9 protein-coding genes are annotated in these 12,078 nt (G+C 66.2%); 4 read left to right on the top strand and 5 right to left on the bottom strand.

Translation table 11 applies throughout. The annotated features are described in order from the left end of the window. Positions 1-690, bottom strand: a 690-nt coding sequence (locus tag WAN02_RS06545) for a DNA polymerase III subunit delta' (protein ID WP_422263354.1), incomplete at its 3' end; no start/stop codon positions are given. A 44-nt stretch (positions 691-734) separates the two neighbouring features. On the opposite strand from WAN02_RS06545, the gene WAN02_RS06550 reads away from it, so the two are divergent. Further along, positions 735-2,384: an adenylate/guanylate cyclase domain-containing protein gene (locus tag WAN02_RS06550; RefSeq protein WP_422263355.1), complete on the top strand. Its 1,650-nt coding sequence runs from the start codon at positions 735-737 to the stop codon at positions 2,382-2,384. Here the strand turns inward: WAN02_RS06550 and WAN02_RS06555 are convergent. From WAN02_RS06555 to WAN02_RS06570, 4 genes are all read right to left on the bottom strand, one after another. Further along, positions 2,374-2,787 carry a hypothetical protein gene (locus WAN02_RS06555; protein ID WP_422263356.1) on the bottom strand — a complete coding sequence of 138 codons (414 nt, stop codon included), beginning with the start codon at positions 2,785-2,787 and terminating at the stop codon, positions 2,374-2,376. The two genes, WAN02_RS06550 and WAN02_RS06555, sit on opposite strands and share 11 nt — an antisense overlap. A 153-nt stretch (positions 2,788-2,940) precedes the next feature. Then, positions 2,941-5,742 (bottom strand): type I DNA topoisomerase, encoded by a 2,802-nt coding sequence (gene topA, locus WAN02_RS06560; RefSeq protein WP_422263357.1) that lies wholly within the window; start codon positions 5,740-5,742, stop codon positions 2,941-2,943. Positions 5,743-5,931: 189 nt separating this feature from the next. After that, entirely contained in the window at positions 5,932-6,510 is a 579-nt protein-coding gene (locus WAN02_RS06565; protein WP_422263358.1) for a hypothetical protein, read from the bottom strand. A 141-nt stretch (positions 6,511-6,651) separates the two neighbouring features. Further along, positions 6,652-6,855 (bottom strand): cold-shock protein, encoded by a 204-nt coding sequence (locus WAN02_RS06570; RefSeq protein WP_005138711.1) that lies wholly within the window; start codon positions 6,853-6,855, stop codon positions 6,652-6,654. A 336-nt stretch (positions 6,856-7,191) separates the two neighbouring features. Between WAN02_RS06570 and WAN02_RS06575 the strand changes: the two genes are divergently transcribed. The 3 genes from WAN02_RS06575 to WAN02_RS06585 all read left to right on the top strand — a co-directional run. Further along, positions 7,192-9,534: a DEAD/DEAH box helicase gene (locus WAN02_RS06575; protein ID WP_422263359.1), complete on the top strand. Its 2,343-nt coding sequence runs from the start codon at positions 7,192-7,194 to the stop codon at positions 9,532-9,534. A gap of 307 nt (positions 9,535-9,841) precedes the next feature. Then, positions 9,842-10,867 carry a PAS domain-containing protein gene (locus tag WAN02_RS06580; protein WP_422263360.1) on the top strand — a complete coding sequence of 342 codons (1,026 nt, stop codon included), beginning with the start codon at positions 9,842-9,844 and terminating at the stop codon, positions 10,865-10,867. 266 nt (positions 10,868-11,133) lie between these two features. Next, positions 11,134-12,078, top strand: a 945-nt coding sequence (locus tag WAN02_RS06585) for a hypothetical protein (RefSeq protein ID WP_422263361.1), incomplete at its 3' end; no start/stop codon positions are given.

A 12,078-nucleotide genomic window follows, 5' to 3' on the forward strand; every position in this document is an offset into this window, starting at 1 on the left:
CCCCAGCGCCTGCAGCCGGCGCTCACGCGCCTCCGGATCCGTGGCCAGCCGTCGGGCCCGCCCCACGTGGCCGCCGCTGACCGATGCCGCCCAGCTCGCGGTCTCGGCCGGGAGCCCGTCACTGTCGATCAAGACCCGCGCGATGGCCTCCGGCTGAGGCGTCACCAGCGCGATATGCCGGCACCGGGACCGCAGCGTGATCGCGATGTCTTCGGGGTCCACCGACGGCGCACAGAGCAGGAAGACCGTCGACGGCGGCGGCTCCTCGACGACCTTCAGCAAAGCATTCGCCGCGCCCTCGGTCAGGCGGTCGGCGTCCTCGACGAGGACGATCTGCCAGCGCCCGGTGCTGGGCCGGCGCGATGCGACCTGGACGATCGCGCGCATGTCGTCGACGCCGATCGAGAGCCCCTCCGGGATGACCCGTCGCACGTCACCGTGGGTGCCGGCCATCGTCGTCGTGCAGGACCGGCACTCGCCGCAACCGGGTACGCCTTCAGACGTGCATTGCAGGGCGGCGGCGAAGCACAGCGCGGCCACCGAGCGCCCCGAACCGGGCGGGCCGGTGATCAGCCAGGCATGCGTCATCGCGGAGCTGTGAGTCGAGTCACCGCGGGCAGCCGCGGCGGCGGCCGTCAGGTCAGCCTCGACTGACTCCTGGCCAACCAACCGTGTGAATACCCGCGACATCACCGGCAACAGTAGTGGCCACCGCTGACTGTTCCGCACGATCAGTGCCCGCACACTGCCGTTCTGGCTACTTTTTGGTCCCCGCCGACCGATACGGTGGGCGGGTGACTAGGGCCGGGGCACTTCCCAGACGGATCAGTGGATTCGTCCAGTGGTTCGTGCGGACTCCCTGGCCGGTGTTCACGCTGAGCCAGCTGCAAGCCGACATCATCGGCGCGCTGTTGGTGCTGGGCTTCCTGCGCTACGGGCTGCCCCCCGAAGACCGCATCGAACTGCAGGAGCTGCCAGCCGTCAACCTGGCGAGCTTCACCGCGTCGATCGTGGTGCTGTTCCTGATCGGAACCGCGATCAGCGCCCGTCTGCTGGTGCCGGTGTTCCGGTGGCAGCGCCGCGACAGTCTGCTCGCCGACACCGACCCGGCCGCCACCGCGCTGGCCCGTAGCCGTGCGCTGCGAACACCGTTTCACCGCACGGTGATCAACCTGGCGTCCTGGCTGATCGGTGGCGTGATCTTCATCGTCGCCAGCTGGCCGGTGGCCCACCATGCCGCGCCGGTGATGGCGGTCGCCACCGCACTGGGAGCCGCCGCCACTGCGATCATCGGCTATCTGCAGTCCGAGCGAGTGCTGCGCCCGGTAGCCGTCGCCGCGCTGCGCGGCGGGTTGCCGGAGAACATCCGGGCATCGGGTGTGATCGGACGACAGCTGCTGACCTGGGCGCTGTCCACCGGGGTACCGCTGCTGACGATCGTGCTGACCGTGGTGGCAGATAAGGCTGAGTACCTTCACGGGCCGCCGGAGAAGCTGCTGAACCCGATCCTGCTGCTGGCGTTGCTGGCGCTGGGCATCGGGCTGGCCAGCACGCTGCTGGTGGCGATGTCGATCGCCGACCCGCTGCGGCAGCTGCGCTGGGCGCTCGGCGAGGTGCAGCGCGGTAACTACAACGCCCACATGCAGATCTACGATGCCAGCGAGCTGGGCCTGCTGCAGGCCGGCTTCAACGACATGGTCCGCGACCTGTCCGAGCGGCAACGGCTGCGCGACCTGTTCGGTCGCTACGTGGGTGAAGACGTCGCGCGGCGTGCGCTGGAGCGGGGCACCGAGTTGGGCGGCCAAGAGCGCGACGTCGCGGTGCTGTTCGTCGACCTGGTCGGCTCGACCAAGCTGGCGTCGACGCGACCGCCCGCCGAGGTGGTCAGCATGCTCAACGAGTTCTTCCGGGTCGTGGTGGACACGGTCGGCCGGCACGGTGGTTTCGTCAACAAGTTCCAAGGCGACGCCGCGCTGGCCATCTTCGGGGCACCGATCGAGCACCCGGACGCCTCCGGCGGCGCACTGGCAGCGGCCCGCGAGCTACACGACGAACTGCTTCCGGTGATCGGCTCGGCGGAGTTCGGTATCGGGGTGTCGTCGGGTCGCGCCATCGCCGGGCATATCGGCGCGCTGGCCCGCTTCGAATACACCGTGATCGGAGACCCGGTCAACGAGGCGGCCCGGCTCACCGAGCTGGCCAAGCTCGAGGATGGCCACGTGCTGGCCTCGGCGGTCGCGGTCAGCGGCGCGCTTGACGCCGAAGCGCTGTGCTGGGATGTGGCCGAGGTGGTCGCGCTACGCGGACGTACGGTGCCGACCCAATTGGCCCGGCCGCTTAATCTTGCTGCGCCCGAGGAAGTGTCCGACGAACTCAGCGGTTAGCCGGCGGCGGGACTGCCGGCGCGGGGCTCAGGGTGCCGGGCAGCAGCGGCCCGATGTCGAGGAACGACTTGCCCTGCGGGTCCGGTGTGACGGCGGGGTCGTTGCCCAAGTTCAGCAGGTCACTGAGGCCTGGCACGTTCGCCGGCTGACCGCCCAAGAGCACTCCGGCGTCGGACTCGGTGATGTTCTGAACCACCACCGGGCTCTCCGAACCACCCATGACCTGCAACAAGTCCAGAACGGAGGGGCTGTTCGCGTCGAGGTTGTCATGCGAGTTGTTGGAGAGTTGCATCGAGGGCACCTCGACATCGCGCAGCGGCGGCGATGACGGGGCGGCGATCAGGATGCTGACGCCACCGAGCGCAACACCAGCGGTGATGCAGTATCGGACAGCGGGTCGCATGACTCTCCCTAGGTGACGCCATGGCGGTTCCACAACGCGTGTAGGAATACTGTACCTGAGAACTGGCTGAGAATCATCACTTATTTTTCGAAACACCCGAAAAAAGTTTGCTAAGAGATCTCTCAGCCGGTCTGAGTCGCCGAATATGCCCTGCTAGCTGCGCTTGGCGGCCTTCTTCGCGGCGGTCTTCTTGGCAGGTGCCTTCTTAGCGGTTTTCTTGGCCGTCCGCTTCACCGGGCCGCGGGCCCGCCGATCGGCCAGCAGCTCGGACGCGCGTGCATCGGTGATCGACAGCACGTCGTCGCCCTTGCGCAGGCTCGCGTTGGTCTCGCCGTCGGTGACGTAGGGGCCGAACCGACCGTCCTTGATCACCATCGGCTTGTCCGACGCCGGGTCGGTGCCCAGCTCGCGCAGCGGCGGGGCGGCGGCACCCTGTCGGCCCCGTCGTTTAGGCTCGGCGTAGAGCTTCAGCGCCTCCTCGAGAGTGACCTCGAATATCTGGTCTTCCGTCGCCAATGACCGAGAGTCGGTGCCACGCTTGAGGTATGGGCCGTAGCGGCCGTTCTGCGCGGTGATCTCTTCTCTGGAGTCAGGGTCGACGCCGACCACCCGCGGCAGCGACAGCAGCTTCAACGCGTCCTCGAGCGTCACGGTCTGCAGATCCATGCTGCGCAGCAGCGATCCGGTCCGCGGCTTGGGACCGGTCGGCTTCTTGCCCTTCTTGGCCGGCTGCCCGGCGGCGCCGTCGTCGTCGTCCGGCTTGGGCAGCACCTCGGTGACGTACGGACCGTAACGGCCGTCCTTGGCGACGATTTCGTGCCCGGTCTCCGGGTCGACGCCGAGTGTGCGTCCCTCTTGTGGCGTTGAGAACAGTTCTTCGGCAACGTCGAGGGTCAGCTCGTCGGGGGTCAGCGAATCGTGCAGGTTGGCCCGCTGCGGCGTCGGTTCGCCATCGTCGCCGACCACCATTCGCTCCAGATACGGCCCGTTCTTGCCGACCCGCACATTGACCGCGCGCCCCTCTGCGTCGTCAAAGAGCTTGATGGAGTTGACTTCTCGTGCGTCGATGCCTTCGAGGTTGACGCCGACGAGCTTTTTCAGCCCACCGGAGCGCGCCACCGAGTCGGCCACGCCGTGGTCGCCGCCGAAGTAGAAGTTGTTCAGCCAGTTGGTGCGTCGCTCGGTGCCCGAGGCGATGGCGTCGAGTTCGTCCTCCATGGCCGCGGTGAACCCGTAGTCGACCAGACGCCCGAAGTGCTGCTCCAGCAAACCGGTGACGGCGAACGCGACCCAGGACGGCACCAGCGCGCTGCCCTTTTTGTGGACGTAGCCGCGGTCCTGGATGGTCTTGATGATCGACGAGTACGTCGACGGCCGCCCGATGCCGAGCTCTTCGAGCGCCTTGATCAGCGACGCCTCGGTGTAACGGGCCGGCGGGTTCGTCGAGTGGCCGTCGGGGGTGAGTTCGGTGGCGTCCACCCGCTGGCCCTGGGTCAGCTGCGGCAGCCGGCTCTCGGCGTCGTCGGCTTCGCCACCGGCCTGGTCATCGACGGTCTCGACGTAGGCCTTCAGGAATCCGGCGAACGTGATCGTGCGGCCGCTGGCTGAGAACTGCACCTGACGACCGTCGGATTCACCGTTGATCCGCAGGCTGAGCGTGGTGCCGCGAGCGTCAGCCATCTGCGAGGCGACCGTGCGCTGCCAGATCAGCTCGTAGAGCCGGAACTCGTCGCCGTCGAGCTCGCGCCGTACTCCGTCGGGGGTGGCGAAGGTTTCCCCCGCCGGCCGGATCGCCTCGTGAGCTTCCTGGGCGTTCTTCACCTTGCGGGTGTACTGACGTGCCGACGGGTAGACGTACTCCTCGCCGTAGAGCTGACGGGCCTGCGTGCGGGCCGCGTTGATCGCCGACTGCGACAGCGTGGTCGAGTCGGTACGCATGTAGGTGATGTAGCCGTTCTCGTACAGCCGCTGGGCGATGCTCATCGTGCGCTCGGCGGAGAACCGCAGCTTGCGGCCGGCTTCCTGCTGCAGCGTCGACGTCATGAACGGCGGATACGGGCGACGGGTGTAGGGCTTCTCCTCGACGGAGCCGACGGTCAGCTGCGATCCGCGCAGGCCGGCGGCCAGCGATCCGGCACTGACCTCGTCGAGCACGGTCACTTCGTCGGCCTTGCGTATCGCGCCGAGGGAGTCGAAGTCGCGTCCGGTCGCAACCCGCAGACCGTCGACGGTGGTCAGTCGGGCCGTGAACCTCGGCGGCTGCGCGTTGGGGTCGGACACGCTGGCGTCGAGTTCGGCCACCACGTCCCAGTAGGCGGCGCTGCGAAACGCCATCCGGTCTCGTTCGCGCTGCACGATGATGCGGGTGGCCACCGACTGGACCCGGCCCGCGGAGAGCTTGGGCGCCACCTTCTTCCACAGCACCGGGCTGACCTCGTAGCCGTACAGCCGGTCCAGGATGCGCCGGGTTTCCTGGGCGTCGACCAGATCGATGTCCAGGTCGCGCGGGTTCTCGGCGGCTTCCAGGATCGCCTGCTCGGTGATCTCGTGGAACACCATCCGTTTGATCGGAATGCGCGGTTTGAGGGTCTCCAGAAGATGCCAGGCGATCGCCTCGCCCTCGCGATCACCATCCGTAGCCAGATAAAGCTCGTCGACGTCTTTGAGCAAGCCCTTGAGCTCGGTGACCGTGCTCTTCTTGTCCGGGCTGATGATGTAGAGCGGCTCGAAGTCCTCGTCGACGTTCACCCCGAGCCGGGCCCAGGGCTGCGACTTGTACTTCGCGGGCACGTCGGCCGCCGCCCGCGGCAGGTCGCGGATGTGGCCGCGGGAGGACTCGACGATGTAGTTGGAGCCCAGGTAGCCGGCTAATTTACGCGCCTTGGTCGGCGACTCGACAATGACGAGTCGCCGCGTGGCGCCATTCCCGTGGCTAGCACGGTCGCCTTCAGCCACCTCTGATTACGCTCGCTTCCCTTTACTTCTTGCCCCTGGCCGGCCCCGCGGGGAGATGTTCCGCGACCGGCCAGCGTCGTGTCTGCGGCGCCCTTGGGCCCGGTAGACAACTGACAATGTGGCATTCGCGATGAGCCGACGCAAACCGACCCCCCGTGCTCAGCCCTTTTTAAGGCCGCTCTTTTTCAGCTAGACGTGCGGCCAGAAGGGCAACGCGTCGGCGACCTCAGGGGGTTCCCCAACGTTCTCTACCAGGCGCGATAGCCGGCGGCGGCCGCTGATTCGCAGCGCGGGCCGGGCTCCGCGAGTGCCGATCAGGGTCGGCGCAATGCCAACTCGCATCAGCGCCGACGCCAGCGGCGAGTGCGTGTCCGGCGCGTGCGGATCCAGACCCAGGAGATAACGGTCGGCTTCCGGGACGCCGGCGGCCAATATCCAGGCCCGCAGCTCGCGCGGCCCGGGCAGCCAGAGCGGCGGCACGGTCTTCACCGCACCGCGGGTCCATTCGGCGGCGATCGGGCGCAAGCCGGCGTCGACGGCGGTCCGTACCAATGGCGTGTTCTCGTCGGTGACCGTGATTTCGGCCGTCAGACCGGCCTCGTCGATCATCTGGCCCAGCGCCTGCGCCCGCCAGATCTGGTCGACGACCACCGACAGCCGGGCCCCACCGCCGACCGTCACAATCTGGCCCGCGGCCGCCAGCACCCCGGTGAGATCGCTGACCGCAGGGGGCACCGACTCAGCCGAGAAGAAGGAAAGCTGGCTCACGTCAACGACAGTAAGCGCCTCGACCACGATGCACGCCAATGCGCGCGGAGCGCCGCCGAACCAGGGTGGGCAAGCAGCGAAAACCCCCCGAACGAACCCGGTGATTCACCGACCGTGCGGGGGGTTGTCGTTAACAGCTGCTCAGACGGCGCGGACGCCGGTGGCCTGGGGGCCCTTCGGGCTCTGGCCGACCTCGAACTCGACGCGCTGGTTCTCTTCAAGGGTACGGAAGCCGCTACCCTGGATCTCCGTGTAGTGGACGAACACGTCGGCCGAACCGTCTTCGGGGGCAATGAAGCCGAATCCCTTTTCCGCGTTGAACCACTTCACAGTTCCCTGTGGCATTTCTCGATATTTCCTTTACTACTCGGGTGCGGAGCATCACCTCGATGCTCCGGGCCCGTTCCGACCGCTAGACCTTGCTGAGTCGCCGGAACTTCACCCGACCTACAACCTCGCAGGAACCGCGGTCGCAACGTCGATCCTGCGAAAGTTTGACACGAACACAGAAGCTGCGACCGCAAACAGTCAATCACGTTCATCGCCCGAGCGACAGCCTCAGGTGATCAATTCAGCTACCACGAGGTAAACAATTCAGGTGCGACACCGAAACGCCTGGCCGCAGCCGGGCTATCGGCGGCAATTTCGGGTGGTCAGTTCGGATCAGGAGGCACAAAAACCGTGGTGACATTCGGCAGCGAGTTGCTCGCCGCCGCGGTCGCCGGCACCGCGGCGGGCGAGCATCCGCTGCGTCATGTCGCCGAACTGCCGGCACGACTTGGCAGCCAACGGCCTTGGCCGACCTGGGTCGAGCCTGACGTGCTTCGCGCATTCACCGACCGCGGCATCAGTTCGCCATGGGCACACCAGGTTCAGGCGGCGAACCTGGCTCACGCCGGTCGCCACGTTGTGATCAGCACCGGCACGGCATCCGGTAAATCGCTGGCCTACCAACTGCCCATCCTCAATACGCTGGCGACCGATCCGCGGGCGCGCGCTCTCTACATCTCGCCGACGAAAGCTCTTGGCCACGACCAACTGCGGGCCGCACACACGCTGACTGCGACGGTCTCACGGCTGGGAGACGTCGCGCCGACGGCCTACGACGGCGACAGCCCGGCCGAGGTCCGCCGCCTCGCACGCGAACGTTCCCGGTGGGTGTTCTCCAACCCCGATATGGTCCACCTGGCGCTGCTGCGAAACCACGCTCGCTGGGCGGTATTTCTGCGCAACCTGCGGTTCGTTGTTGTCGACGAATGTCATTACTATCGCGGGGTTTTCGGCTCGAACGTTGCGATGGTTTTGCGCCGGCTGCTGCGATTGTGCGCGCGCTATTCCGTTGATCCGGCGGTAACACCGACGGTGATCTTCGCCAGCGCTACGACGGCGGCACCGGGTGCGACGGCCACCGAACTCATCGGCCAGCCGGTCGAGGAGATCGCCGAAGACGCGTCGCCGCAAGGCGCCCGGACGATCGCGCTGTGGGAGCCGGCGTTGCGTGCCGACCTGACGGGCGAAAACGGCGCTCCGGTGCGGCGGTCTGCCGGCAGCGAGGCGGCACGGGTGATGGCCGACTTGATCGCCGAGGGGGCGCGCACCCTGACCTTCGTCCGATCACGCCGCGGCGCCGAACTCACCGCGCTGGCAACCCGTGCGCGGTTGGAGGACATCGCTCCCCAGCTGACCGAGACGGTGGCGTCGTATCGGGCGGGTTATCTCCCCGAGGACCGCAATGCACTCGAGCAGGCGCTGCTCGACGGTCGGCTGCGGGGTCTGGCCACCACCAACGCGCTGGAACTCGGCATCGACATCGCGGGACTCGATGCGGTGGTGCTGGCCGGCTTTCCCGGCACCGTCACGTCGTTTTGGCAGCAGGCCGGGCGATCCGGCCGACGCGGGCAGGGCGCACTGGTGGTGCTGGTCGCCCGCGACGACCCACTGGACACCTATCTGGTGCACAATCCAGCTGCGCTGCTCGACAAGCCGATCGAGCGGGTAGTGATCGACCCGACCAATCCATACATCCTCGGCCCGCAATTGCTCTGTGCTGCAACCGAATTACCGATCGATGGGGCCGAGGTTCGCGCACTGGGCGCTCAGGATGTCGCCGATCGGCTGGTCGACGACGGGCTGCTGCGACGGCGATCCGGCAAGTACTACCCGGCGCCGGGCGTCGATCCCCATCCCGCAGTGGACATTCGAGGCCCAACGGGTGGGCAGATCGTTATCGTGGAGGGCGATACCGGACGGCTGCTGGGAACGGCCGGTGCGGGCCAGGCGGCAGCCTCGGTGCACCCCGGCGCGGTGTATCTGCATCAGGGCGAGAGCTATGTCGTCGACTCGTTGGACTTCGACGAGGGCCTGGCGTTCGTTCACAGCGAGGATCCCGGATATGCCACGTTCGCACGCGAACTCACTGACATCGCAGTGACCGGAGCGGGCGAGCGCCACGTTTTCGGATCGGTCACCCTGGGCCTGGTGCCGGTGAGCGTGACCAATCGGATCGTCGGCTATTTACGTCGGCGCCTGACCGGCGAGGTCATCGACTTCATCGAGCTCGATATGCCGCCGCACACCCTGGACACCACCGCGGTGATGTACACCATCACGCCAGAAGCGTTGCACCGCAGTGGAATCGATCCGTTGCAAGTACCGGGATCACTGCATGCGGCCGAACACGCGGCAATCGGGCTGCTACCTCTGGTGGCAAGTTGCGACCGAGGCGACATCGGCGGGTTATCCACCGCGGTGGGCCCTGAATTCGATGGCCTGCCAAGCGTCTTCGTATACGACGGGTATCCGGGCGGAGCGGGTTTCGCCGAACAGGGCTTCCGCCAGGCCAGTATCTGGCTGGGCGCCACCATGGCCGCGATCGAGGCCTGCGAATGCCCCGCCGGGTGCCCATCGTGTGTGCAATCGCCCAAATGCGGTAACGGAAACGATCCGCTGGATAAGGCGGGAGCGGTACGGGTGCTGCGCTTGGTACTCACCGCGCTGGCTGAAGAGACCCAGACATACGGATGACGACCGACCCCTCGAAACGGTCGACTTCCATATGGCTTTGTCTCACAGCAGCGGCGGCGAAAGCGCTTTCCCCGCTGCTGAAGATGCACGCCCATGCCGGCAACACTCACGCGTAGAACGGTTGGACAACGCAAGCCGTTCACAATCAGCACTGGATGCAGCAGCAAAATACCTGTCGGCGGGCGACGCGTGCAAGTCAGCGGCGCGCGTGTCACAGCACACTCAGGTTGATCACAGTGAAAACCACGCGGATTCGACAGGGAGGCAACGGGTTATCGGCACGGTCCGGCCGCTAAAATAGCGGGTTATGACGAACGACTGGTTACTGGTGGAAACACTCGGTGAAGAACCGGCCGTCGTCGCAATGGGCCGGCAATTACGCAACCTCGTTCCAATAACGTCGTTTTTACGGCGTAATCCTCGTCGCGCCGCCATCCAGTCAGCAATCGCCGAGTCGCTGCAAACCGGCCAAAGCCTAGTCAGCCTTACCCCGAAGAACGACCGGGTGATCCGGACCGAACCTGTGGTGATGTCCGACGGCCGGATCCACGGAATGCACGTCTGGAGCGGGCCGGCCGGGGACGATCCGCCTGAGCGACCGATTCCGGGCCCGCTGAAATGGGACATGACCCTCGGGGTCGCCACCGATACCGCGGAATCGCTGACCAACATGGGCAGGAATGTCGAGCTCGAGGATCCTGAGGAGCGCGCGTTCGCGGAATGCTGGCCGTCGGGTGACCTCAAGCCGAATGAAGGCCGGGCGCTCGCGGCGGCGGTCCGGTTTGAACCGGGCCACACCGTCTGCGACACCTGGGACGGCACCGATTGGCAAGGTAACCACATCCGGGTCGGCTTCGTCGCCCGCAATGCCTTGGAGCCGGGCGTCCACGGCCGCGACCACATGATCTCGCGGGGAATGAACTGGCGGGCCGAACCCGCCGAGCGGTCCACGTCATCGGATCGGCTGGCCCAGCAGATCCTGTCCGGGCTGGCCCAGCCCGGAGTGCACCGCGCGTTGTTCGATCCGCACAGCTGGACGCTGCTGAAATGGCTCGACGAGCCATGTCCGTTCTACGACTGGCGCCGCATCTCGGCCGATGCCCCGCGGATGCATCCCAGTGATGCGGAGACGATGGCGGCGATGACCACGGAGTTCGCCGCCGGTGCCACCAGCAGGGTGCTCCAGATGCCGGGCAACGACGGCGGGTGGGTACCGGTCCATGTGACCGTCAATCGGGTGGAAATCGACCAGGACACGTTCGCCGGGTTGGTCGCGTTGCGGTTGCCGACTTCCGCTGAGCTGGCTGAAGCCGGCCTGTCCGAGTCCGACTAGACCGGGCCGGCGAGGGCAGCTGCCCGCGCTGTACGCCGCTGCCGCGATGGTGCCGATGGCGTATTCGATTGTTGAGTATTACAGCGGTCGATAAACATGATCTCGCAGGTTGCCGTAGGCGCGTTGTCCATACACGGCATGAAGGTGGCAGCGGAATTGCAGTGGTGGACTACTGGACTCCGCAGCGCCTCAGCGTGTGACGGTGAGTCTGCGGTAGGTGATCGTGAGCGCCCGAAGGGGCGCCACCACCTGGCAGGAGGCCACCGATGGGCGTATTTGTATCGCGGACTGATCCCGTCACGCTGAAGGGCCATGTCATTAGCTGCTGGAACGATACTCCTCATCCGCCATACGAATTCGGCGATGACTGGCACATCATGGTCATGCCGGAAAGCGCCACGGACCCGCTCCTAGTCAACGCAACCGGCGACGCCAATCTGCTCAACATGATCGAGTGTCGCGTCACACCGCCAGCCCCTTACCGCAAGGAGCCATGGGCGAGCGAAATACTGGGCGAACTGGTCGGCAAGTCTGTCCGCATCTCGGGTACGTGGGGAGACGGTACGGACAACTCCGGGTACACGCGGACCTTGGTGTGGCCGATCTCGTGGATCGTCACCGAATCGCTGTCCATCGTGGTCGAGGATCACGGATTCACCCAGGCGGTGCGCGATGTCTCGTTGTATGCCTTCAGCGATGACAGCGTGGGGCCCGACATTCCTCTTCACCACCGTGAGGACCGTCATCTCGATGTGTCAGTGCCATTTCCGCATCGACCGCAATCGGAAGCGGTCGCCGTTTACACGACAGTGGTCGACCGCGACTACATCGAGCGGGAGCAGTACTTTCCCAGCTTGTTCTTGAGTCCGCGATTCCCGCTGGAACATGTTCGGGGGCAAACGTTCGGGGTCGCCACCGTCGGCGGCGAGGACATCCTCAACATCGTCATCGATACCGGTACTCCAGACGACGACCAAGGCTTTCTCTACCAAAAGCTCGCATTAACCCATGACGAACCATTCGATGAGATGTGCCAGCCGAACGTGTGTTTACATGAGCCGGGCAAGAACTGCCAGGCCACCGGAGAGATGCGTTACGCGTGGAGGTGGCCGCGGCTGGATTCAGCGCAGAGCGGGGATCTTCTGCTGGGTCCGGCCGCAGGGACCGGCGTCATCGGTGTGTTGCTAGGAGCCCTGACCCCCCCCCGCCGC

The organism is Mycobacterium sp., assembly GCF_049281135.1.
Lineage (GTDB): Bacteria > Actinomycetota > Actinomycetes > Mycobacteriales > Mycobacteriaceae > Mycobacterium.

What these genes read in the sequence shown, in the direction of transcription:
- WAN02_RS06555 (WP_422263356.1), bottom strand. Translation starts at nt 2,787, where the DNA reads ATGCGACCCGCTGTCCGATACTGCATCACCGCTGGTGTTGCGCTCGGT.
- WAN02_RS06570 (WP_005138711.1), bottom strand. Translation starts at nt 6,855, where the DNA reads ATGCCACAGGGAACTGTGAAGTGGTTCAACGCGGAAAAGGGATTCGGC.
- WAN02_RS06580 (WP_422263360.1), top strand. Translation starts at nt 9,842, where the DNA reads ATGACGAACGACTGGTTACTGGTGGAAACACTCGGTGAAGAACCGGCC.